The organism is Thalassospira sp. CH_XMU1458, from assembly GCF_037027205.1.
GTDB classification, from domain to species: domain Bacteria; phylum Pseudomonadota; class Alphaproteobacteria; order Rhodospirillales; family Thalassospiraceae; genus Thalassospira; species Thalassospira tepidiphila.
Map to the genome: position 1 here is coordinate 1,157,990 of NZ_JAYMDW010000002.1, position 21,995 is coordinate 1,179,984.

The following is a 21,995-nucleotide window of genomic DNA, read 5'->3' on the forward strand; positions in this document are numbered from 1 at the left end:
TGGAAAAGAATTCCCGTCGGCTCAGTCGTCAGTATGCAGATCGGGTTCCATATCCGGGGTATAGAGGCGATACTGCGCTTTGCCTGCCGCCTTGGCTTCATACATTGCCTTGTCGGCCCGGCGGAGTTGCTCGCTCATATCGCAATTGCCGCCATCGAACACAGCCAAGCCGATCGAGGCGGAAATATCGCAATCATGTCCTTCCCAGACAAATGGACGGCTCATTTCGGCAAGAATGGCTTCGGCGGCCTCCGCCATTTCCTTCTCAGCGCCCTTGTTCAAGAACAGCAAGGTAAACTCGTCCCCACCAAGGCGTGCCACCTCCTCTGCACGGCGGGCTGCACGTTTCAGGCGTTTGCCGGTTTCAACAAGTACCCAGTCCCCGGCGGCATGACCTTGTGTGTCGTTCAGCTGTTTGAAACCATCAAGATCAAGGATAAAGATCGCGGCGGGCGTATCGGTTCCGCGCAATACGGTTTCACACTGATCAAGTTTCTGCATGAAGCGCGCACGGTTAGCCAACCCGGTCAGCTCATCATTATTGGCCTTGTTCTGCAATTCGCGCGCGGCATGCTTTTGCTTGGTGATGTCGCTGGTCCACCAAAGCACGCTTTCCTCCCCCTGGAACGAAAGCGGTTCGATCGATGTTTTAAGCCAGCGTGCCTCGGGCATATCAGATCGGCGCAACCGGATCTCGACGTCCTGAAGTTCGCCCAGCGCATCCATATCCTCAAGCGACTTCTCGCGATAACGTTCGGAAAGAAGAATGGAATCCGTTGCTTTGCTTTCGTCTTCAATTCCGAGCATTTTGGAAAATGTGCTGTTGAAGAATTTGAAAACGCCGCTTTCCCGGTTGGAAATCCCGACCCCGATCGGTGCACTTTCAAGCAGCCCGGTCAGACGCTGGGATGCCTCGGCGACCTCGGCCTGCGCCTTCTTAAGGCTGGTCACGTCAATCAATGACCCGATGGTGCCCGCAATCGCGCCACTTGGGCCCCTGAGGGTGGCGGCGGCAAACAGGGCCGTGCATTCCTTGTCATCAATCGCAAAGGTAATCTCGTCACGTACCTGCCCCTCGGCATCGCGTAATGGGGCTTCGAGTTCACCGACGGTTTTGGCAAGTGATTTGGGCGCGAAATCCGCCATTCTCTTGCCAATTGCCGTTTCGACATCCGTACCAAACAGTTCGGCAAAGGCGCCGTTGCAACGAGTCAGAACCCCTTCGCGGTTTTTGAGATAAACCGGGGTTGGCAAAACATCGATCAGGTGCTGAATGAACGTCTTGTGTTCTGACAGTGCCTTGGCAAGTTCCTGGGCCCGCCCGGCATCACGTAACACCAGCGCGAATGTTCCGGACGGTCCGACATCGCAATGCCAGTTAAACGGCGTTTTGCCCAGACGAAAGGCCGGAAGTTCGGCATGTTTGCCCGACGAAATCGATGCAAGGGCGTTGCGAACTGCTGCTACCGCGTCGCCATCGGTAAATTCACCGTTTTTGGCAAGATAGGCCAGAAGCTGTTTGACCTCTGTGCCTTTACGCAAAACAGATTTTGCATCGCCAAGCTGCTTTTCCGCAGCCGCGTTGACATAGACGACGGTAAGGCCGTCCGGATCCAGAAAAATAAGACTGTCGCGTGACAACGCCGCAGTTGCCACAACATCCGCACTGACTGACAAGACACCCGGCGCGCTGCAAAACAGCGCTCTCCCTTTATTCGTGTTTTATGTGATGTCCCAGATCAGACCTTTTAAGACGGCCTTGTGTATTTATATGCGCAACCCATTGCATATACTGGAGAATAAGTCATTATTTTTTTGAATAGCAGGACATCAAACACGGGTGCAGGTCAGAATATCGTTATTTTTTCGCCGGAAGATCGATGTAACCGCGATCAATGCAGTGTTCGAGTTCCTTGGCGACGGCCAGCATTTCCTGAAAGCTCTCTCTCAGATGCTTGAGCTTTGCCAACTCGTCCACCGTCGGGTGTTCCTCTGCGCGATCATCGCAAAGATGAAAGGCAAATTTCAGATAATCCGCCCGAAGCCGTGCAACGGTGATCATCAGCGGCACGGCATTTTCAACCGACATATCCGGAATGGCCGGGCTGATGATTTCGTGATTGATCTCACGCAGGACATGCTCCATGCCCATCATGAAACGGCTTTTGCTGCGCGTCGGATCCTCTGTCATGACTGATACTCCTGCACCATAGGGATCTGAATAATTACACCAGTATCCATCCGGAAAGTAAAAACTCCTATAACAACTTACCACTCATGGTCGCATTTCCGACCACAGCCCGGCAGACTTTCCATGATCGCACCTTGCAGGTAAGCGCAAGGCGGGCTAGAGGTTAAGATAACAATTGTTCACATATGGGAATGCGAAGATGGAAGCGCGTGTAAAGTGGCTTGAAAACCTGACCTTCACCGGAATGAGTGGTACCGGACATGGTGTCGTCATGGATGGCGACAGGGATAACGGATTTGGCCCGAGCCCGATGGAGATGCTTCTGCTTGGTATCGGTGGCTGTTCGTCGATTGACGTTGTTCATATCCTCAAAAAGGGTCGTGAAAACGTCCTTGATGTTGAAACAGACGTTAAGGCCGAACGCGCAGAAACCGACCCGAAAGTCTTCACCAAAATCCACCTGCACTTCAAGGTAAAGGGTGAAAACCTTAATGAAACAAAGGTCGGCCGCGCCGTCGAACTTTCGGCAGAAAAATACTGCTCGGCATCGATCATGCTGTCAAAGGCCGCAGAGGTCACCCACAGCTGGGAACTGGTGGAATAATCCGGTTACTCATAGCGGCGATATTGATGAAAAAGCGATCTGTTCCCAGATCGCTTTTTTGTTTCTCGCACCATGCGACTTCCCGCGTTAACATCTTCTGACAAAAATAGAAAAACCACGTCCAATCCCGGGAACCGAACGGAGCAATCATCATGGGTACGTCCCGCATATTTCAGACTGGTTTGGCATCCCTTGCCCTGCTGGGACTTTTGACGACAGGTGCCTGCGCAAAGTCAGCCGACCCGCTTTCACCATCCGGTGCCGCAATTGCTCCGCCCGCTGAAGGACTGCCGTTTGAAGATTATGTCCGCTCCACACGCCAGCAACTCCGCGACGTCCTTGCCGCGACGCGATTTGCGCATGAAGAAAAACCGTTTGGCATTCATACCCTTGATCAGGTTGTCGATATGCGTGCACCTTTCGCACTTGGACCGGTGAGCAACACCTGCACCACCGACGAAACCGACCGGACGCAGGGAAATGGTGTTGGCTTCCTGATGGTACATGGCCTGACCGACAGCCCTTATTGGTTAAGTGACATCCGTGATAATCTGCGCCAACGTTTTCCCTGTGCAACGTTTCACGGTGTTCTTCTTCCGGGGCATGGCACGGTGCCGGGTGACTTGCTTGATGTCGAATATGAAGACTGGCTTGAAACCGTTCGTTTCGGCATGAACAGCTTTGGGGATGAGATCGATCACATCATCCCGATGGGCTTTTCGACCGGGGCCGCCTTGATTGGGCGAGTCTATAGCGAACAACAGGCAAACAGTGATTTGGTCAGTGCGCTTATTATGCTGTCGCCCGGTCTTGCCGCCAAAAGCGAACAGGCCTGGCTTACCCCCTATGTCCGATATGTCAAAGACTGGGTCGGTCAGGGCGGGAATAATGATCCGGGCAAATATGGTTCGATGGCCATGAACGCAGCAGCGGAGTTTTATTTGCTGACCAAGCCCTTTGGCCATGGAAAGTTGGCCGATTTCGATGTGCCGGTTTTCGGCGTTGTCAGTTCGGACGATCAGACCATCAACCCCGACCTGATGCGTGACTTCTTCTGCAACAAGGTTAAAAGCCCGCAAAAACACCTGATCTGGTATCAAGGCAAAATTGACCCGCCGACTAGCAGCGCAAATTGTGACGACATTGAAATTGTCCGCTCGGAAGACGACGAGATGCGCACACTCAACCATGCCCACACCGCAATTACCATGAGCCCCAAGGACCCCATTTATGGCCTTGATGGCGCGGTCCCCGATTGCGGGCATTATGATGTCGAAACTGCCCGCTCAAACTGCCAGTCCGGCACCGATGTTCTGTATGGTGAACGCAATCTTTTTGACGACGCGCCCCCCGGCACAATGCGCCGTGGCACATTCAATCCCGATTTCCCGGGTATGATGGACAAAATGGCCGCCTTTATCGCAAAGGCAATCACCGAACAGGACTAGGAACTGAAGCCGCCCCATGACTTTTGCGACCGACATTTTCCAAACACCGGACGGGATACATCTGCGCTTTGGTGTTCAGACGCCCGAAAACGCGCGCCAGCATGTCCTGATCCTGCAGGGGCGCGGGGAGTATATTGAACGCTATCAGGAAACGGCGGACGAGCTTGCCGAACGTGGTTTTGGCTGTGTAACTTTTGATTTTCGCGGCCACGGTGGCTCGTCCCGCGCAACGAATGATCCGGTCATGGGGTATGTCCATGATGTTGCGCAATATATCGCCGATACACGCCATGTTATTGACCATGTCAAAAACGTCTACGGGATTTCCTGCCCGCTTCTGATAACGCACTCGACCGGCGGGCTGGTTGCGATGGCGATGATGCTCGATCAACCGGATCTGTGGGAAAGCGTGGTGATGGTCGCGCCATTTTTTGGACTGGGCGGCCCTGACTGGTTGTCATTGGCGGCGCAATTTGTCGCCGACAGTATGTGTCGATATGGATTTGACAAACAGTACCTGCCTGGTCAACGCAAACTAAGCCCGCTTGCCGGGTTTGAGGCTGAAAACATTCTGACTTCCGATCCGGTCCGCTATGCGCGAAATGTTGCCATCTTGCAAAACAGTCCGAACCTTGTGGTTGGTGGCGTTTCTGCCGGCTGGCTTGATGCCTGTTTCAAGGCGCAAGCATCGCTGACCACCCGGATCGAACAGATGAAGTCCGGCACACGGTCCCTGCCCCCCATCACCATTGTTCTGGCCGGGAACGATCAGGTTGTTTCAAACCAGACGACGGAAGATCTGTTTGGCAAAATACCGTCGATCACCATCGCGGAGATCCCCGAAGCCCGCCACGAAATTCTTCAGGAACGTGACATTTATCGAAACAGGTTCTGGCAAATTTTTGATGCGCACATCGCACGCACGCAAAAAAGTAAATCCGGGAGACCTAGGCGGTGATTTGAATGAGTTTTGCCCCTAGAGCTTTGCCAGAAGTTTCGCCTTGATCGCCTCATCAACAAAGGCAGCTTCGATGGCGGTACGGGTCAAACCACTCAGCTCTTCGGGGCTAAAACCGAACACCTCCTCGGCACGCTGATATTCGGCTGCAAGCGAGGTAAAGAAAAACGGTGGATCGTCAGAGCCAAGGGTCACCTTGACCCCCGCGTCGTAGAATTTGCGCAAGGGGTGGGATGTGTAATCCGGGAAAACCGACAGCGCGATATTCGATCCCGGACAAACTTCCAGAACGATATCACGCTTAACCAGTGTTTCGACCAGTTTGGGGTCTTCGATTGAACGCACCCCGTGGCCGATCCGTGTCACAGGAAGTTTTTCAATCGCATCCCAGACACTTTGCGGTCCTTCGACCTCGCCTGCATGGGTGGTGCAGCCAAGACCGGCATCGCGGGCGATCTTGAACGCCGGATAAAAATCTTCCTGCGTGAACATGCTTTCATTGCCACCCATGCCAAAACCGACAATGTACGGGTGGCGACAATCAACCGTTTCACGCGCGACCTTGACCGCAACATCCGGCCCAACGTGGCGCACGCAAGTCATGATAATCCGGCCGATAATCCCGGTTTCCTTTTCGGCACGGTCAATACCATCAACGACGGCTTCAAGATGATCATCAAACGACAATCCGCAACTGGCCGCATGGGTCGGCGAACAGAAAATCTCGACATAAAGCGTGCCGACCTTTGCCTGCTCTACCAGATAGGAACGGGTCAGATCGGAATAATCCTGCTTGGTGCGGATGGCGGCACTCGCCTTGTCAAAACTGTTGAGGAACTCGGGAAAATCACGCCAGATATAACGATCCTGCGCGTCATAGATATCACCCGGCAATGTCAGACCATTGCGCTTGGCAAAGCTGCGGACAAGCGATGGCGTCATCGCCCCTTCAAGATGCAGGTGCAGTTCTGCCTTTGGAATGGTCGTGTTCATCGCGGTGCTCCGGGTTTGTCGGCATCATCTTATACCGATACCTTCTAACCCAAACCAACCCGCTTGGTCACGCAGCAACCGCACGGCGCGATGATTTGCGCGCAGCACTCCTTTGCTGAACGTACGGATCATCGGCCAAGGATGCCAACGGCCCGATAAACGGCTCAAACCGTTGCCATTTCTCAACGGAGTCCTGATTGATCGGGCGACGAACCTGGATCATGCTGGCCGTCGCAGCAACTTTGCCGGCACGATAAAATTCAAGACATCCCGGATGCCAATCCAGTCCGCAATGGGCCAAATAATCCTGTGCAACAGCTTCCGGATCAGACACCAGATCTTCGTACGAAAGATCATACAACTGGCCATTTTGATCTGCTTCAAAACTGGCATTCATCAGACAAACATAGCCGCGGTAGTAATCGGACAATTCGCCGAGATCATCGGAATACCGCATCGGGATTGAAAACGGTGTTGTGTAGATCGAAAGACAGGTCGCAAGTGGATAACGATGGGTGTGAATGATCGGTGCATCGGGAAAAACGCGCCGGATCATCTCAACACGCAGGAAATTGGCTGGTGTCTTGTTGGTGACAAACCGCTTTTCGTGCGCATAGGCCTTAAGTGCCGCAAGATACTGTTGGCGAATTTTCTTCGCTGCCTTGGCATCGATGCGTGCCAATTGATCAGAAATCTGGCCACGTCCGACCACATCAATCACCGCTTTGGCAAAGTCGCCGATTTCGCCGGCGGCATGCACATCGGGATGAGCACCAAGAATTCGCTCGGTCAGAGTTGTTCCGGATCGCGGCATCCCAACGATAAAGATCGGGCGCGGGCCATCTTCGTTTTCTGAGCTGACATCTTCCAAAACCGGGACCGATCCCGCCATATCACGCAAACGCGCAAGTTCCATGAGTTCGCGCGGCATATCAAACGGCCGCTCCGACCGGTTTGCACTATGCCCCAACCGATAGAAATCAAAGGCCTCTTTCATGTTGCCTTTCATTTCCTCGATTTTTGCCCGCGCAAAGGCCGCCTTGTAACGCTCCCCTTTTGCGATATCCGCCTTATCAAGCATTGCATCAAGGACACCGCTGGCGTCTTCGGGCATGGATTGCGGGCGCATAAAGGAGATTATCAGGTATGGCTGGGCACTGAAGGAAGGATCCAATTCAATGATTCGATGGCAGGCCGCAACAGCCTTTTCAGCCTCACCCGCCAAGGCATATGAAGATGCCAACAACATTCGAACTAACATGTTTTCGGCGTTGCGTGCGACATACTCTTCAAGCAAATCAAATGCCTGTGCATGCTGTTCCTGATGTAGATAAATGCGTGCGAGCAAAGTCTGACTATCTTCAAACTTGGGGTTTTCAGGAGTGATAGCACGCAAAATTTCAATCGCTTCCGACAAGCTTGGCGCTACGCTTAGGCCCGGACTCTTGTAAACCTCTGCTTGGAATAATACGTCGGCCAACACATAGGGCAACAAATCGTTCTGCGGCGCAGCATGAATACGCTTTCTGACTGCGGCTTCCAATGAGCCAAAGTCATTTGCCTGATATGCATATCGAAGAAAATTTTGGGCCACGGGGCCCCAGTACCGATCATCCAGCGAGAGAGAATTAAACAGTTTCTTCAATCGTCTACCAGCGTTCGCAAGATAACTACCTTGCAACTCGCTGACTGCTGTCATGATTTCGATATCAGTTCTTTTCGGATGCAAACGCAACAGCCGCGCACCGATTTTGGCCGCCCTGTCAAATTGGCCGACTGACATTGCCTGCTTCATTTCGTGCGCAATGTCTTTATTTGACTGCGTCATTCATCTGTCCCTGGATGCGTAATTGTTGTTCTACGCCCCCTCCCCAAGTACAGAGCGACTATAGGTCATTTACAGGATAGTGCACAGCACAAACATTGATGAATTTACGTAAAATCACGTAAACGTGACCAATATGTGACACAGGATTTGGCTATCGACTCACTCAACGGGAAGTTGGTGCTTGTCCTTGGGCGACTTCAAGCTTGCTGACGCCAGAACAGCGCCGCCAACGATCAAGGTGCATCCAACGATAATAGCCGGCGTTGCAATCGCCTTGCCGAACGCAATCAACAAGCAGGTGCTAAGCAATGGCGCGCCATAGGCCAGAACACCGAGGATCTGAATATCACCGTGTTTGGTACCATGGTCCCAGACGAAAAATGCGGCCCCGACCGGGCCCAGTCCGAGCCCTAGAATAGCAAGCCATTGTCTGGCGTCCGGCGTTACCCAGTCTTCGATCATAGCATGCGTAACAAGGCCGAAAATCGCGGCACCTGCACAAAACCCGCAGACTGCCCCCACCGGAACATTTCGATAGCGCCGGTTCACGACTGAGTAGCCTGACCACAGAAGTGAACAGATAATTGCCGCCCCGTATCCCAGCGCGAATGCCGGATCAAAGGCGAGGGCTTGCCCTTTACCCACCAGAAGAACCGCCCCGGACAACCCCAGAACGGCACCCCCGATATGCTGCCATTTCAGGCGTTCGCCGGGCAAAAGTGCGGAAAACAAAACAATCAGCAACGGCCACAGATAAGCAATCAGACTGGCCTCAACTGCCGGCGCGTTTGCCAGCGCGACAAAATAGAAAAAGTGATAGCCAAACAGCCCCGCCACACCAAGCGCCCAGGCACCAGGTGGTTGACGCAAGGCGCGAACCACATCACCACCGCGGAGCGAGATCCAGAGCGCACTGAAAATGCTCGCAATACCAAAGCACAAACTGACCAGTTGAAACGGCGGGATGTCGGCCACTTCGGTCGTGAACAGGGCAAGCATGGCCCAAAGAATTACGGCAACCGAACCGATCAAGGTTGCCTTACGTTTTTCATTCATCGCGCCCATCCGAGTTTGCTGATTTTGCAAACTGGAAGATGCACCTGTTTGACGATCCGGTCTTTGCCCAAACTCCGGAAGTTTGCGACAAGGACCTGGTGGGAAGTATAGCCCTAAAAGCCCGCCGGATCGCGGCGGACCGACCTGGGCGCGCAGCCAAACCGGCGGGAAAACGCACGTGAAAAGGCGCTTTGATCGGCAAACCCGACCGCATTTGCCAGATCGGACATCGAAAGGCGAATTTCGGGATCACGCAAAAGCGCCATGGCCATTTGCAGGCGTTGCTCGGTTAGCCAACGCATCGGGCTTGTCCCGACATGTTTTTGGAAGGCACTAAACAGGCTGCTCTCCGATTGGGCGGCAATGGTTGCCAAATCACTAATCGTGATGTCTTCGCCCAACCGGGCCTCCGCCCATGCCATGGCACGGACGAGCCGTGATGGCAGTGCGGCCATGCCAAAGGCATTCCCGCCACGGCTCTGACGGCTGCGCAATAAAAGCGTTTTCAGGCAATCGAGCATATCTGTCTGGGATTCTTGATCGTGTAGCGGTGCAATAGCCTGCAACAGCGCGACTAATCCCCTCTGATGCCCCAGTCCCACTTCAAGATACGTCGCAGCACTGCCATGGCGATGCCAAAGTGCCTCAAGACCGGTGCGATGGGCCAGATCGGCGTCGACATCAAGCACAAGGAAGCGGTTTAGCCCCTCCGCACGATAGGCATGGGTTTTGCCCGCCTCGACAAAGGCCAGTTGGCGACCGCACACCTCACCCCCACGCCCTTCGACCTCCATCTCAAGCTTGCCGAGCTCGGAGATGATGATCTGATGGAAATCGCCGTGGCTGTGGCTTTGTGCTTCGGGGCGGTATTGCCGCATGCTGTACTGCATCGGATCCTCCGTCTCGCAGAATGACGGGCAAAGTTTATCAGTGCTTTTCGCAATGATAAATCCTTTCGCGCAGCGTCTTGATTGATCGCCTGCGCCAAACATCGCCGTACAGGATAAAGTGCCGTAGGAATGTATTGATTGATGCAGGATTTATTGTCACTGCGCACCATATGTTACAGTATGTTAATCAGAAGAATTGCCGATCAGGAAAAGCCACCGGCACGAATAAGGACCAGACGGGGAGATTGAGGTGACCTATTGTGAAAAATGTGATGCGGTTCCTGAAATCGCACCTGCAAACGGGACACTCTTTCTCTGGCCGCCAGTTGCCCATACCACCGGTAAAATCCTGGCCGGTGCGAAATCAATCGGCATAGAGGTCGAAAAAACAACGTCTGTTGCAACACTTTCCATTCACTACACCCGTCCGGGTCTGCGAGCGCTGATTGATGCCATATCGAACAGTCTCCTTCCCGAAGAACTGTCAGACACCAAGGCACTGATCATGCCAGGCGTTCAGCGTCCCGAAATCGATGACATCGCCCAGATCACAAGCCTTGGCGCGATCCGTGCAGCAATCGGGGCAGAATGGCTGGGTGACCTGTTGCGCGACAACCGGCTGAATTCGGTATTTCAGCCGATTTTTGACATCAACGACCTTGGTAAACCCTATGCCCACGAATGCCTTGTCCGCGGCGAAAGTGCGACCGGCGATGTAATCAACCCGGGCCAGCTTTTTGATGCAGCCCAGTCCGCGACCTTGCTGTTTCAGCTTGATCGCGCGGCACGTGCGGCCAATGTCCGCAATGCCCACAAGGCAGGCGTGAAAGGCAATCTGTTTATCAATTTCACCCCAAGCTCGATCTATGATCCGGATTCTTGCCTGCGTTCGACCATCGAAGTCGTTGAGGAATGCAATCTTGATCGCAGCAATGTTGTGTTCGAGGTGATTGAAACCGAAAAGGTCCGCAGCACGGCACATCTGAGCGCCATCCTTCAGTCCTATCGTGATTCGGGTTTCCGGGTTGCGCTCGATGATGTCGGATCAGGCTATTCGACGCTGAACATGTTGCCGGAACTGCGTCCCGATATCATCAAGATCGACCGTGAACTGGTCGATCACGTCGATCATGACAAGTTCAAACAGGCAATTGTCAGCAAGCTGATCGCGCTGGCCAAGCAGCTTGATATCGAAGTCATCGCCGAAGGCATAGAACGCCAGGAAGAACTCGATTTCCTGCGTGATCACGATGTTGACTATGTGCAGGGCTTCCTTCTTGGCCGCCCTGCCCCAACACCGTTTGCTGCCAAGGCAGGCTAACCACGCCCGAAACGCCTAAACCCGGGCCATTTCCGCCAGTTCGCGGCCGACCATCCGCTTGTAGCTTGCCACGATCTCTTTGCCCTCACTGCGCGGGACAGCGATGGCAAGCCGCATGGTGGCTTCGCCGGAATACATGATCAGCAAACACCGTGCGGCAATTATTTTGAAATCACCATCATTGCCACGAACCCGCAAGATCGCCTTGGCCAGAAGGTCCGCATTGGCACGGCTGACCTCCATTTCCATATCGCGCAGCGTCTTGTCGGCTTGCGTTCCGGTCCAGATATCGCAAATCACCGGTTCGGCCAAAAACAGCTCGTAATAGGTATCAATCAACCGATCAAAGGCGGCGAGCAAGGCATCTGGCGAATTCACTTCTGCCAGCGCCTCTTCGATGCAATGCAAGGATTCGGCATTATAGCGATCGGCAAGCGCATGAATGATCGACGTCTTATCGGGGAAATACTGATAGAGCGATCCGATGGAAATCCCCGCCTTTTCCGCGACCTCCCCCATCTTGATGGCATCACTGCCTTGGGCTGAAATCAGCTCGCAGGCGACTTTCAGGATGGTGTCGACCCGTTCGCGACTTCTTTTTTGGGTCGGTGCGCGGCGCATTTTTTTCACGTTATCAGACAACGCGTTAGATCCTTTATCCTCGAAATATCCCGGCATCGCTGCGCAGGTTTCACAGGCTTGTGATGGGCCAAAGCTCTTGACGATCAAAATATGAGGATTTATCACATTTGGCAAATGTGAGGATTCCTCACATTTTAAAAACCTTACTCAGGAGCCAATTTGATGCCAACCAATCCCCGCTTTCTTGTTCTTGGTGCGACGGCGAAAACCGGCCGCCGCGTTGCCGAAAAACTCATTGCCCTTGGTCATGATGTGCGTGCTGTTTCACGCAGCACGACACCCGCCTTTGACTGGACCGATCCGACAACCTGGGATGATGTCCTGCGTGATCGCGATGCGGTCTATGTCACCTTCCAGCCCGATCTTGCCGTTCCGGGATCAGATGACATCATCGCAAGCTTTGCCAAGCGCGCGCTGATGCACGGCGCAAAACGCATTGTGATGCTATCTGGCCGCGGTGAAGAAGCCGCCCACCGCGCTGAAGACGCCCTGCGCCATTCCGGGGCGGATGCCACGGTGCTTCGTGCCAACTGGTTCTTCCAGAATTTCAACGAAGACCTGTTCCTGCCTTACATCCAGCAAGGCACCCTGGCCCTGCCCGCAGGTGACACGCCCGAACCGTTTGTTGATGCCAATGACATTGCCGAATGCGCGGTTGCTTGCCTGCTTGATCAGGTCCATATCGGCAAGACCTATGAGCTTTCGGGGCCGAGTGCCGTAACCTTTGCCGACGTCACTGAAATGATTTCCAGTGTTGCCAACCACCCGGTCAGTTTCGTGGCCATCACCGTTGATGAACTGGATGCCGGACTTGAAGCAGACGGTATGCCCGACGAAGTCCGTGGCCTGATCCGCTATCTATTTTCCGAAGTCCTTGATGGCCGCAACAGCCAACCGACCAGCGATATATATGAAATTCTTGGCCGTCAACCCAACAGCCTGCGCAACTTCGTCGAAGAAGCTGCGAAAACCGGCATCTGGGACGTGGCCAAACGCGCCTGATACAACGCAAACGGCGCGCTGCAATCATGCTGCGCGCCGTTTGGTTTATCTTATGCCTACTTGCCGGACGGCCCTATTCCTCACCGCCGCGCAAAGATCAGGAAAACAGTGTTTTGTTTTCTTCGATGATCTGAGGAAGACGTTCCATGGTGCCCGAAAGGTGCTTGCGCATTTCCAAGCTTGCCAATGCGCCATCACCCGACTGGACGGCGTCAATAATCGCCTTGTGACCTTCAAGCACCGAGACCATTTTACCCGCACGTGGCAGATCAAGGGTTCGCACCCGCGCCAGATGACCGCTGCGTGCCGTGATCTGCAAATGCAGGTTTGACTGGTTCACCCCGTTAAACAAGGCCGCGTGGAAGGTTTCATCAAGTTGTTTGAACAGGTCGATCTGTTCGATATCGCCAACCAGTGCTTCCTGCATTTTGACAATGCCCTTGGCCTTGACGACGGCTGGGGAGTCCTTGGCCTCGGCCAATTGGCGGACGACCTCGCACTCCGCAGCAACCCGAAGAAAATGTTCTTCGCGGATGCGGGCAACATCAATCTTGGTTACCACGGTGCGCGACTGCGGATAGGACACCACCAGACCATCTTGTTCAAGGCGCAAAATGGCTTCTCGTACGGGGGATTGGCTGACATTGAAGCTTTCAGCCAATTCCGCCCGGACAAGCGTGGTTTCCGGAAGCAGGGACAGAGAAACAATCTGGTTACGGACTTCTTCGTAGACCAGCGCAGATGCCGGAACATGCATGCTGGTTTTCACCGATCCGTCATGCATCGAAATCAGTCCGCCCGTTGGTGTGTTCATGTTTTTGTGTCTCCCTGGCATTTGCCTACATGCCCCTGTTGGACTGAAATTGTCATTACATCAATGTATTGGGCAACAGCAATGTCAAAGCGGGTATTGCTGCCAGCAGAACGAAGAACAGCGCCATGGCAACAAAGAACGGAATGGATGCACGTGTGTATTCCCCGGTTTTAACCCCCAAAATGCCGCAGACCGTAAACATGATCACGCCGACTGGCGGCGTCAAACCGCCAAAGTTGATCAGGGTGACAATCAGAATGCCCATATGCACCGGATCATAACCGGCACTGACCAGAACCGGCATGACGATCGGGGTTACCAGAAGGATATTGGCCGCACCTTCAAGGAACATGCCACTGACCACCAGCACCCCGACAACCAGGATCAGGATTGCGGTTCTGTTTTCAGTCAGCGTGGTGACAAATTCGGTGATCTGTTGCGGCGCGCGTTCAATCGTCATGGCATAGCCAAGCACTGCTGCCATGATGATCAGCAACATCACCATGCCAAGATCAGAGATCGACCCAAAGATGGCTTCCTTGAGCCGGGCAAAGTTCAGCTCGCGATAGACGAACAACCCGACGGCCAGCGCATAGAACACCAGAAACGCCCCGGCCTCTGTCGCGGTAAAGATACCAAAGCGGAACCCGACAATCAGGATAACCGGAAAGGCCAGTGCCCAGATGCTTTCAAAGAAGCTGGCCGTCAGTTCCTTGGCCTTGGGAAGTTCCGGCAAATCCGGCGTGTAGCCGTTTTTGCGCGCAACAAGCCAGGATGTGATCATCAAAACGATGGTCAGGAAAATGCCCGGCAAAACACCGGCTAGGAACAGCCGCCCGATGGAAACTTCGTTGACAAAGCCAAACAGGATCAACCCGATGCTGGGCGGGATGGTTGCGGTAATGATCGACCCAAAGGCCAGAACCGCCGCCGTATTGGCCTTGGAATAGCCTTTCTTGATCATGCTGGGGCCCAGCAGGCGGGACTCCATCGAGGCATCAGCCACGGCTGATCCCGAAATACCCCCCATCATGAAACTCAGCACAATTGAAACCTGTGCCAGACCGCCTGCCATCCAGCCGGTCAGAAGACTTGCAAACTTAACAAGGCGATGGGTGATCCCCGTCACGTTCATCAGATTGCCGGCCAGAATAAAGAACGGCACCGCCAGAAGCGGGAAGCTTTGTGTGGCGGTGACCATTTTCTGGATCACAACCGTCGGCGGCATAGCACCCGTCATAACAAAGACCGGAATGGAGGCAAGGCCAAGTGCAAAGGCAACCGGCATCCCGCAGATGAGGAAGACTGTAAACAAACCAGCAATCAACAACAGCATCAGTTGATCTCCCTGTTGCGAATGCGTCGAATAAGTTGGGCAACCATGGTTCGGATCATCAACAGAATGCCGACAACCATCGAAGCATGAATATAAGAAGCATTGATCTGCGCGGCCCCGACCAGGCGCGGATGCATCAAAATCATGTTTGTCCACGCATAGTTCAGAAGGAACGCAAGAAATCCGATAATCACCAGAATATTGATGATTTCCACCCATGCGCTTGCCCGTTTGGACAGGATTTCACGCAATATCTGAAGACCGAAATGCCGGTCTTCCTGCATGGCAATGTCGGCAGCCAACATGCAAAGCCAGGCAAAGATCAGTTGCGCCATTTCGACTGACCAGATGATCGGCGATCCCATGGCGCGCGCCACAGAGGCCACCGCCACAAGAATGACCACAGCGACAAGCAATATGCCGCCACAGGCAAACTCAATCCGCTTGAGCATCTATTCAATTTCCATTGTGAAGTTTGAAGTGCGTTGCCCGGTATAAAAGCAACGCACTTTCGCTAGGCTACCAGAAGGTTCGTGGTCTTAGCGACCAAGAACCTTGTTAACAACAGCGGCTTCTGCTTCGAGTTCGAGCATCTGGTAAACCGGTTTGACGGCTTCCTTGAACGGTGCCAGATCAACTTCGCTGACCTCAACGCCACTTGCAGCAACGTCTTCAAGCGCCTTTTCACCGAGCTCGATGGTCAGGGCCGAGGCATAACGACCATTTTCCACGGCCAGATCACGAACGATTTTCTGGTTTTCCGGTGAAATTTCGTCCCAGGCTTCGGCACCGACAACCAGTGCGGTGACAAGCTGGATATGGCCGGTTTTGGTGACGTTCTTGATCACTTCATAAAGCTTGGCGTTCCAGATCGCGGTCGGCTGTGCTTCGGCGGCGTCAATCGTGCCAAGCTGAAGGGCGCTGTAGACTTCGCCCCAGGCAATCGGGGTCGGTTCTGCACCCATCGCACGGATGGTTTCAATCCAGACCGGTGCACCGATGGTACGCATACGAACACCCGAAAGATCGGCCGGGCTTGAAATCGGCTTCTGCGTCAGGGCATGGCGCGCGCCCTGATACCAGTTCGAGGCAATCATCACGAGGCCGGATTTTTCACGCAATTCTTCACCCCAGGAAATGTATTCATCCGAAAGGGCAAATTTGTCAGCCTGTTCATAGGTATCGAACAGGAACGGTGCCGACATGATAGCAAGTGACGGCACGAAACTGGACAAACGGGCGACATCGGTCACGGTACCGACAGCAGCACCCGCACGCGCCTGATCGATCATTTCAGTGGTGTCACCAAGCTGCGAGTTGTGGAAAATCTCGATCTCCACATCGCCGTTGGTTGCCTTTTCCACATCCGTTTTAAACTTTTCAAGTCCCTGTCCCATCGGATCATTCGGGGCCAGAACGGTCCCGATCCGAAGGGTTGTTGCCGCGTTTGCCGGCATGACAGCGGCCAGTGCGCCTGCGACGACTGCACACAGTCCGAGTGATTTCATAGTGAGTTTCATTAGAGACATCCTCCCGATGGATTGGCTTTTACCAAAATTGATATTTTAGTTGCTTTGAAATTCTAGATATCTCGCCTCTATCTTGTCAACGAATTTCTCAAGCCTGTAAATTTGTTTATTTTCAATAACTTGAATAAAAATCATCCCTTGCCACCGGGCAACTTGTCAGTGACCGGACAATGATCACCGCAGACAAACGCGCCCGAAAGCACACCAATCAGACGCCCTGCTCAGCGAGCTCGGTCAGAGGACGCGACAGCAAAAAGCCACCTGATCAGATGGTTGGATCAGGCGGCCAATAGAAAGACGGGAGATGTTATTGGGAAATGCTGCGATATTTCGCAGGTGTCAGCCCGGTAAAGCGGCTAAACCGCGTGGTCAGATGGGCCTGACTGGAAAAGCCGGTTTCAAGCGCGATTTCGGCAACCGGGGCGTTGCCATCACGCAACATATGCATTGCGCGTTCGATCCGCCGACGCAGAACGAATTGGTGCGGTGCCTCGCCGACGGTTTTGCGGAACATGCGGGCAAAGTGATAAGCCGACAAATCAGCAACGTCTGCCAGTTCTTCGATGGTTAGCGGTTGATCAAGGTTGGCATCGACAAAATCAAACACCCGGCGTTTGATCACAGGCGACAACCCACCGCGGACCTTGAAACCAAGATCACGGCGCGTTGAGTAACTGCGCAGCATATGGCCCATCAAAAGCTGCCCGGCATTCGACATTGCCATCCGATCGGCGGGCACCTCCCAATCAAGTGGCAACATTGCCTGCCGCACAGTCTGTTCGATCAGCGGATCAAGGAAAAACGTCTTTTCCGGGACTTCGACCGCATTGGGTTCAATGTCAAAGGCCTCGACCACGGCGCGTTCCCAGGCGGCATGCGGAATATAAACGTGAAACAGCTCCACCTCGCCATGCACCAGCCAGTCCGATGTCAGATAGGCCGGCATCAAACAACACCGACCGGGACCACCGCCACTCATCGGGTCTGCGCCGATCTTGCGCTGAATGCCCGTACCGCCATTGACATAGAGACTGATGGTGTGGTGATCAGGATCGGTATAGCGGGTCAGGACATCTGCCTTGCGCCGCCAGTGGGCCGCCGAGATGCTTTCGCCGAAATCACCCGCGCGCAACAGGTTCGCATCCCCAATCAATTGATTGAAGACTTCAAACTTCTGATAGCGCCCGTTGGGCTGAAAGGATGATGCGGTCTCTGCCATTTTCTGTTCCTGACATGAAGACCACATCATCGCATTGTGATCTGGATTTGCAAAGCAATGCGCATGCAACCCTGACCTGTTTTGCGCAAGAATGTGAAAACGCCGCCCATCCGCGTAACGATCAAATGCCGAAATGCCGCAACCAAATCCGCGCCCGGTCCGCATCCCGCGCTTCGTAGGCGGCAAGGACCTGATCCAGATCATCAAATTCCGGCATTTCCATCCGCCCTGCCAGCGCCGTCAGTCGCATGGTGTACCATGCCGTAATGCCACCAGTCGGCGCATGATCAAAACGGGGAAAGACCGGATCATGGTAATCATCGCATTGCCAGATATCTGGCAGGGCGGGCTCGATAACCAGTGCGCGCGCCAGTCCGACGATATCGATGACGCCGCTATTCAGCGCCTACTCTGCCTGTGCGCGGGTCTTAAAGCCACCGGTCAACATCAAGGGCTTGGTGGTAACCTTGCGGGCCCGCTTGGCGAAATTCATGAAATAAGGCCCGCCGCCAGCACCATCAGAGGCCGCCTTTGCCCCCGGAAAATAAGTGCTGCCACTGATATCAATCAGATCGATTTTGGTCTGATCAAGCGTGGCGACGACAGCCAAGGCATCATCTTCGCTTAGGCCACCTTCAAGCTGATCGGTGGCATTCAGTTTGACTGCCACGACGAAACCGGGCCCGACGGCTGCGCGCACGGCACCAATGGTTTCAAGTAGCAACCGCATGCGATTGGCAATCGGCCCGCCGTAGTCGTCGCAGCGCTTGTTAAACAGCGGTGAAAGAAACTGACTAAGCAAGAAGCCATGGGCCGCGTGAATTTGCACCCCGCCAAACCCGGCATGCTCAGCAAGTTTGGCAGTTCTTGCAAATTGGGCCGGGATTTTACGGATTTCATCATCTGTCAGTGCCGCACATTTCAGGTCCGGAAGATCAAGCGCACTCGGCCCCTTTGGCGTGCTGGTCGGGGCATAGGCAAGTGCGCCGGCATGACCAAGTTGTAGCCAAAGGTTACTGCCCTTTACCGAGCCCTGCCGGGCAAGCGTGCGGAACCGGTCAAGGTCCGCATTATCATCGAGCACAAGATTACCGGGCTTTTCGGCATATCCCGGTTGCGCCTGTACTTCACCGATGATCGACACCCCCACCCCACCCTCGGCCCAGCGGCGGTAAAGCCGATTCTGGGCCTTGGTCGGGTGGCCGGTGCCATCCCCAAGCGAGTCCGACATTGCCGATTTCGCAATCCGGTTCTTGAGGATGACACCATTTGGAAGCTCCAACGGTCTGAACAACGGATTTTCCAAGATCAATGATCCTTGCGCGACGGGGATGGCCAATTCAGAACCAGTCCCGACAGGACATCCCCCGGTTCGGTGATGTACGTGCCATGTGTGCGGCGGCCCTCATGCAGTTCCGCCGCACTCAGGTGAGACATGCTGGTAGCAGTTGCTACATCACGCAAAGTTTTGGCGGCAGAGGCTTTCCGGATCGCGCGTTCATTTTGCCAGGCTTCGATGGCCGCACGCAGGTGACCGACAAGGCCCAGCGGGGCATGTTCGAAAGATGTGATCGCTTTCATGATGAGAATCTCCAATCTGTGTTTATCCAAGATTGAGGATTCCTCATTGATTAATCAAACGAGAAGATCTAATCTTATCTATTAGAAAAACTCACAGCATAAGTTTCGCGCTATTGTTGCGAAACGCACCCATCGCGTTCCTTTTACCAAGAGGCCGATCATGAATTCCCCGACAAGCGTTGTTCACAATCTTGATCTCGATCTTGCCAGAACGTTTGTCGCGATCTGCGAGACTGGCAATTTTTCACGCGCGGCCGAGAAGGTTCATCGCAGTGCCTCGGCGATCAGCCTTCAGGTCAAAAAGCTTGAAACCATGGTCGGGCGGGAATTGTTCAAACGCGAAACCCGCAAGGTAACCATGACCGAGGATGGCGAGGTTTTGCTGGGTTATGCGCGGCGTTTGCTTAAACTCAATGACGAGGCGATGTCGCATTTTCATGCCCCGGAATTTGCCGGCACCGTGCGGCTTGGCGTCCCGAATGACACCGGCATCGTTGCCATTCCCGAGATCCTCAAACGGTTTGCGCAAACCCACCCGCATGTTGATATCGACGTCAATCTGGGTCCGACACGCACCCTGCGTCAGGCCATCCATAAGGGCGATCTTGATATCGCAGTCTTCAGTTTTGATGCGGAGCTTGATCGCCAACCACCGATCCACGCCGAACCGCTGGTCTGGCTGGGCGCGCGTCATGGCAGCGCGATTGACAAACGCCCCCTGCCGGTATCGATGGCCGAACCCGGTTGTTACTGGCGGACCATGGCACTTAAGGCGCTTGATGATGCGGGGGTAAATTACCGCATCGCCTATACCAGCGAGTTTTGCCAGGCACAGATTGCCGCCGTGCGGGCCGATCTGGCGATTGCGCCGCTTCCGATCAGTGTGATTTCAGATGATCTTGTGCATCTTGGCCCGTCGCACGGCCTGCCGGAAATCGGTGAATACCGCATGACCCTGGCCAAGCGTGATGGTCATGGCGCGGTCGAGGAGGCATTGGCCGAACATGTCATTGCCGGGTTCCGCAAGATTTCCGAACGCGGCATGCGGGTGTTTGCCTGATCACCCGGGCATCATAGCCCCCTGTTGCGCCCCATATATAGCGGTCGTCGCCCGCCGTGACATCAAGAAACTCACGCAATCACAGGTGTGAACTCAGCCACACATGAGTCCACCCATTTGGTCGCGAAACCTGCCGCCAACCGCCCCATATGCAAGAGCGTTTTTGTAACTTAAAGTTAAGAAACTGGAAACGCGTTGTGTTTTCTGTATACTGCCCCACGAATATAAAGGCCCAATAAAACAGGGAAGGCTACACTATGGGAAAACTCTCTACCCTCCTCTTCTCGGCAGCACTTTCGACGGCTGTCGTCGCAGGCGCATCTGCACAGGAACAGGTAAAGATCGGCATGCTGCAAGGCTTCACCGGCCCGACGGAATCACTCGTCAAGCCGATGGCACTTGGCGGCGAATTGGCCATTAAGGAAGTTTCCGACAGCGGCCTGCTGCTTGGCGGGCGTGAAGTTGTTTCGGTACGCGGTGACAGTACCTGTATCGACGCAGCAGCAGCCACCGCGGCGGCTGATCGTCTTGTGACGTCTGATGGCGTTCACGGCATTAACGGTGCGACCTGCTCTGGCGCGACCACGGCCATCCTGAACAACGTTGTCCGCGCAAACGGCATCGTCATGATTTCGCCGTCGGCAACCTCGCCGGCGCTGAGCGAAATCGAAGATGACGGGTACTTCTTCCGTACCGCGCCGTCGGACGCACGTCAGGGCCAGATCATCGCTGAAATCCTTGATCGTCGCGGCATCAAATCGGCTGCGCTGACCTATACCAACAACGACTATGGCAAAGGTCTTGCTGACGCCATTCAGGCGGCATACGAAGCAAAAGGCGGCAAAATCACCGCCGTTGCAGCCCATGAAGACGGCAAAGCCGACTATTCTGCTGAAATCGGCACCCTGGCATCTGCCGGTGGTGAAGTTCTGATTGTTGCCGGTTACCTTGACCAAGGCGGCAAAGGCATCATCCAGGCATCGCTTGATACCGGTGCGTTCGACAAATTCGTCCTGCCGGACGGCATGGTTGGTGAAGCGCTGACCGACAACTTCGGTGATATGCTTGATGGCTCGATCGGCACCAACCCGGGTACTGACAGCCCGGGCGCGTCCATGCTGGCCGAACTGGCTTCTGGCAAGGGCTTCAAGGGTGATGATCCTTATGTCCCGGAAGCGTATGACGCATCTGCCCTGCTTCTGCTGGCCATGCAGTCGGCTGGTTCGACCGATAGTGCTGTCTACAAAGACCACATCCTGAAAGTCGCCAATGCACCGGGTGAGAAAATCTATCCGGGTGAACTGGCCAAGGCGCTTCAGATCCTCGCTGATGGTGGTGACATCGACTATGTCGGTGGTACCGCGCTCGAACTGATCGAGCCGGGCGAGTCCGCTGGTAGCTTCCGTGAAACGGAAATCAAGGGCGGCAAGTGGGAAACGGAGATGTACCACTAAGCCGATCATCCTTTGATCGCTAACGACGCTGGAACTGTCAGAGACTTCGGTTTCTGGCAGTTCCTCTAT

The 21,995-nt window shown here is 54.3% G+C and carries 22 protein-coding genes; 7 read left to right on the top strand and 15 right to left on the bottom strand.

All coding sequences use genetic code 11. The features are described from left to right. Window positions 1-21: 21 nt before the first annotated feature. Both WBY09_RS12815 and WBY09_RS12820 read right to left on the bottom strand, forming a co-directional pair. Window positions 22-1,677 carry a diguanylate cyclase domain-containing protein gene (locus WBY09_RS12815; RefSeq protein ID WP_252724100.1) on the bottom strand — a complete coding sequence of 552 codons (1,656 nt, stop codon included), beginning with the start codon at window positions 1,675-1,677 and terminating at the stop codon, window positions 22-24. Window positions 1,678-1,858: 181 nt separating this feature from the next. Then, a complete protein-coding gene (locus WBY09_RS12820; RefSeq protein ID WP_008890686.1) occupies window positions 1,859-2,191 on the bottom strand; it encodes a hypothetical protein in 333 nt (110 codons plus the stop codon). Window positions 2,192-2,390: 199 nt separating this feature from the next. On the opposite strand from WBY09_RS12820, the gene WBY09_RS12825 reads away from it, so the two are divergent. From WBY09_RS12825 to WBY09_RS12835, 3 genes are all read left to right on the top strand, one after another. Further along, window positions 2,391-2,795: an OsmC family protein gene (locus tag WBY09_RS12825; protein ID WP_063088127.1), complete on the top strand. Its 405-nt coding sequence runs from the start codon at window positions 2,391-2,393 to the stop codon at window positions 2,793-2,795. A 152-nt stretch (window positions 2,796-2,947) separates the two neighbouring features. Further along, a complete protein-coding gene (locus WBY09_RS12830; protein WP_197147268.1) occupies window positions 2,948-4,243 on the top strand; it encodes an alpha/beta hydrolase in 1,296 nt (431 codons plus the stop codon). A gap of 16 nt (window positions 4,244-4,259) precedes the next feature. Continuing rightward, window positions 4,260-5,201 (top strand): alpha/beta hydrolase, encoded by a 942-nt coding sequence (locus WBY09_RS12835; protein ID WP_336232921.1) that lies wholly within the window; start codon window positions 4,260-4,262, stop codon window positions 5,199-5,201. A gap of 18 nt (window positions 5,202-5,219) precedes the next feature. On the opposite strand, the gene WBY09_RS12840 is transcribed toward WBY09_RS12835, so the two are convergent. The 4 genes from WBY09_RS12840 to WBY09_RS12855 all read right to left on the bottom strand — a co-directional run bounded on the left by WBY09_RS12840 (window position 5,220) and on the right by WBY09_RS12855 (window position 9,968). Further along, a complete protein-coding gene (locus WBY09_RS12840) occupies window positions 5,220-6,194 on the bottom strand; it encodes an adenosine deaminase (RefSeq protein ID WP_336232923.1) in 975 nt (324 codons plus the stop codon). A 67-nt stretch (window positions 6,195-6,261) separates the two neighbouring features. Then, the gene (locus WBY09_RS12845; protein WP_336232924.1) at window positions 6,262-7,590 is read right to left on the bottom strand and encodes a tetratricopeptide repeat-containing sulfotransferase family protein; all 1,329 of its coding nucleotides are present in this window, start codon (window positions 7,588-7,590) and stop codon (window positions 6,262-6,264) included. 591 nt (window positions 7,591-8,181) lie between these two features. Next, the gene (yddG, locus tag WBY09_RS12850) at window positions 8,182-9,078 is read right to left on the bottom strand and encodes an aromatic amino acid exporter YddG (protein ID WP_336232926.1); all 897 of its coding nucleotides are present in this window, start codon (window positions 9,076-9,078) and stop codon (window positions 8,182-8,184) included. A 113-nt stretch (window positions 9,079-9,191) separates the two neighbouring features. Continuing rightward, window positions 9,192-9,968, bottom strand: a complete 777-nt coding sequence (locus WBY09_RS12855) for an AraC family transcriptional regulator (protein WP_252724099.1) — start codon at window positions 9,966-9,968, stop codon at window positions 9,192-9,194. Between the two features lie 250 nt (window positions 9,969-10,218). Between WBY09_RS12855 and WBY09_RS12860 the strand changes: the two genes are divergently transcribed. Next, window positions 10,219-11,289, top strand: coding sequence for an EAL domain-containing protein (locus tag WBY09_RS12860; protein ID WP_336232927.1), 1,071 nt, complete (start codon window positions 10,219-10,221; stop codon window positions 11,287-11,289). A gap of 15 nt (window positions 11,290-11,304) precedes the next feature. On the opposite strand, the gene WBY09_RS12865 is transcribed toward WBY09_RS12860, so the two are convergent. Then, the gene (locus WBY09_RS12865) at window positions 11,305-11,931 is read right to left on the bottom strand and encodes a TetR/AcrR family transcriptional regulator (protein ID WP_197147261.1); all 627 of its coding nucleotides are present in this window, start codon (window positions 11,929-11,931) and stop codon (window positions 11,305-11,307) included. Window positions 11,932-12,093: 162 nt separating this feature from the next. Here WBY09_RS12865 and WBY09_RS12870 point away from each other — a divergent pair, with 162 nt between their 5' ends. Continuing rightward, window positions 12,094-12,933 carry an NmrA family NAD(P)-binding protein gene (locus WBY09_RS12870; protein ID WP_286792312.1) on the top strand — a complete coding sequence of 280 codons (840 nt, stop codon included), beginning with the start codon at window positions 12,094-12,096 and terminating at the stop codon, window positions 12,931-12,933. 97 nt (window positions 12,934-13,030) lie between these two features. On the opposite strand, the gene WBY09_RS12875 is transcribed toward WBY09_RS12870, so the two are convergent. The 8 genes from WBY09_RS12875 to WBY09_RS12910 all read right to left on the bottom strand — a co-directional run bounded on the left by WBY09_RS12875 (window position 13,031) and on the right by WBY09_RS12910 (window position 19,412). Continuing rightward, a complete protein-coding gene (locus WBY09_RS12875) occupies window positions 13,031-13,747 on the bottom strand; it encodes a GntR family transcriptional regulator (RefSeq protein ID WP_197147259.1) in 717 nt (238 codons plus the stop codon). A 55-nt stretch (window positions 13,748-13,802) separates the two neighbouring features. Beyond that, window positions 13,803-15,083: a TRAP transporter large permease gene (locus tag WBY09_RS12880; protein ID WP_197147258.1), complete on the bottom strand. Its 1,281-nt coding sequence runs from the start codon at window positions 15,081-15,083 to the stop codon at window positions 13,803-13,805. Beyond that, entirely contained in the window at window positions 15,083-15,535 is a 453-nt protein-coding gene (locus WBY09_RS12885) for a TRAP transporter small permease (RefSeq protein WP_120226337.1), read from the bottom strand. Before WBY09_RS12885 ends, WBY09_RS12880 begins: the two co-directional genes overlap by 1 nt. Window positions 15,536-15,622: 87 nt before the next feature. Next, complete coding sequence (locus WBY09_RS12890) at window positions 15,623-16,603, bottom strand: C4-dicarboxylate TRAP transporter substrate-binding protein (protein WP_063088149.1); 981 nt, start codon at window positions 16,601-16,603, stop codon at window positions 15,623-15,625. Window positions 16,604-16,919: 316 nt separating this feature from the next. Continuing rightward, window positions 16,920-17,831 carry an AraC family transcriptional regulator gene (locus WBY09_RS12895; protein ID WP_197147257.1) on the bottom strand — a complete coding sequence of 304 codons (912 nt, stop codon included), beginning with the start codon at window positions 17,829-17,831 and terminating at the stop codon, window positions 16,920-16,922. A gap of 121 nt (window positions 17,832-17,952) precedes the next feature. Beyond that, window positions 17,953-18,081, bottom strand: coding sequence for a hypothetical protein (locus WBY09_RS12900; protein WP_336232930.1), 129 nt, complete (start codon window positions 18,079-18,081; stop codon window positions 17,953-17,955). 156 nt (window positions 18,082-18,237) lie between these two features. Continuing rightward, on the bottom strand, window positions 18,238-19,137 hold the full coding sequence (locus tag WBY09_RS12905) for an oxidoreductase (RefSeq protein WP_336232932.1): 900 nt from the start codon (window positions 19,135-19,137) through the stop codon (window positions 18,238-18,240). 2 nt (window positions 19,138-19,139) lie between these two features. Beyond that, window positions 19,140-19,412 (bottom strand): hypothetical protein, encoded by a 273-nt coding sequence (locus tag WBY09_RS12910; protein ID WP_197147255.1) that lies wholly within the window; start codon window positions 19,410-19,412, stop codon window positions 19,140-19,142. Window positions 19,413-19,572: 160 nt separating this feature from the next. Here WBY09_RS12910 and WBY09_RS12915 point away from each other — a divergent pair, with 160 nt between their 5' ends. Continuing rightward, window positions 19,573-20,472, top strand: coding sequence for a LysR substrate-binding domain-containing protein (locus tag WBY09_RS12915; protein ID WP_063088155.1), 900 nt, complete (start codon window positions 19,573-19,575; stop codon window positions 20,470-20,472). A gap of 257 nt (window positions 20,473-20,729) precedes the next feature. Continuing rightward, window positions 20,730-21,926, top strand: a complete 1,197-nt coding sequence (locus WBY09_RS12920; RefSeq protein WP_008890666.1) for an ABC transporter substrate-binding protein — start codon at window positions 20,730-20,732, stop codon at window positions 21,924-21,926. Window positions 21,927-21,995 lie beyond the last annotated feature (69 nt).

Excerpts from the sequence above, each read along its gene's own strand:
- WBY09_RS12820 (WP_008890686.1), bottom strand. The coding sequence starts at position 2,191 with ATGACAGAGGATCCGACGCGCAGCAAAAGCCGTTTCATGATGGGCATG.
- WBY09_RS12885 (WP_120226337.1), bottom strand. The coding sequence starts at position 15,535 with ATGCTCAAGCGGATTGAGTTTGCCTGTGGCGGCATATTGCTTGTCGCT.
- yddG (WP_336232926.1), bottom strand. The coding sequence starts at position 9,078 with ATGAATGAAAAACGTAAGGCAACCTTGATCGGTTCGGTTGCCGTAATT.
- WBY09_RS12915 (WP_063088155.1), top strand. The coding sequence starts at position 19,573 with ATGAATTCCCCGACAAGCGTTGTTCACAATCTTGATCTCGATCTTGCC.
- WBY09_RS12830 (WP_197147268.1), top strand. The coding sequence starts at position 2,948 with ATGGGTACGTCCCGCATATTTCAGACTGGTTTGGCATCCCTTGCCCTG.
- WBY09_RS12890 (WP_063088149.1), bottom strand. The coding sequence starts at position 16,603 with ATGAAACTCACTATGAAATCACTCGGACTGTGTGCAGTCGTCGCAGGC.
- WBY09_RS12855 (WP_252724099.1), bottom strand. The coding sequence starts at position 9,968 with ATGCAGTACAGCATGCGGCAATACCGCCCCGAAGCACAAAGCCACAGC.
- WBY09_RS12835 (WP_336232921.1), top strand. The coding sequence starts at position 4,260 with ATGACTTTTGCGACCGACATTTTCCAAACACCGGACGGGATACATCTG.
- WBY09_RS12875 (WP_197147259.1), bottom strand. The coding sequence starts at position 13,747 with ATGAACACACCAACGGGCGGACTGATTTCGATGCATGACGGATCGGTG.
- WBY09_RS12825 (WP_063088127.1), top strand. The coding sequence starts at position 2,391 with ATGGAAGCGCGTGTAAAGTGGCTTGAAAACCTGACCTTCACCGGAATG.
- WBY09_RS12895 (WP_197147257.1), bottom strand. The coding sequence starts at position 17,831 with ATGGCAGAGACCGCATCATCCTTTCAGCCCAACGGGCGCTATCAGAAG.
- WBY09_RS12880 (WP_197147258.1), bottom strand. The coding sequence starts at position 15,083 with ATGCTGTTGTTGATTGCTGGTTTGTTTACAGTCTTCCTCATCTGCGGG.
- WBY09_RS12870 (WP_286792312.1), top strand. The coding sequence starts at position 12,094 with ATGCCAACCAATCCCCGCTTTCTTGTTCTTGGTGCGACGGCGAAAACC.
- WBY09_RS12910 (WP_197147255.1), bottom strand. The coding sequence starts at position 19,412 with ATGAAAGCGATCACATCTTTCGAACATGCCCCGCTGGGCCTTGTCGGT.
- WBY09_RS12840 (WP_336232923.1), bottom strand. The coding sequence starts at position 6,194 with ATGAACACGACCATTCCAAAGGCAGAACTGCACCTGCATCTTGAAGGG.
- WBY09_RS12920 (WP_008890666.1), top strand. The coding sequence starts at position 20,730 with ATGGGAAAACTCTCTACCCTCCTCTTCTCGGCAGCACTTTCGACGGCT.
- WBY09_RS12900 (WP_336232930.1), bottom strand. The coding sequence starts at position 18,081 with ATGCGACTGACGGCGCTGGCAGGGCGGATGGAAATGCCGGAATTTGAT.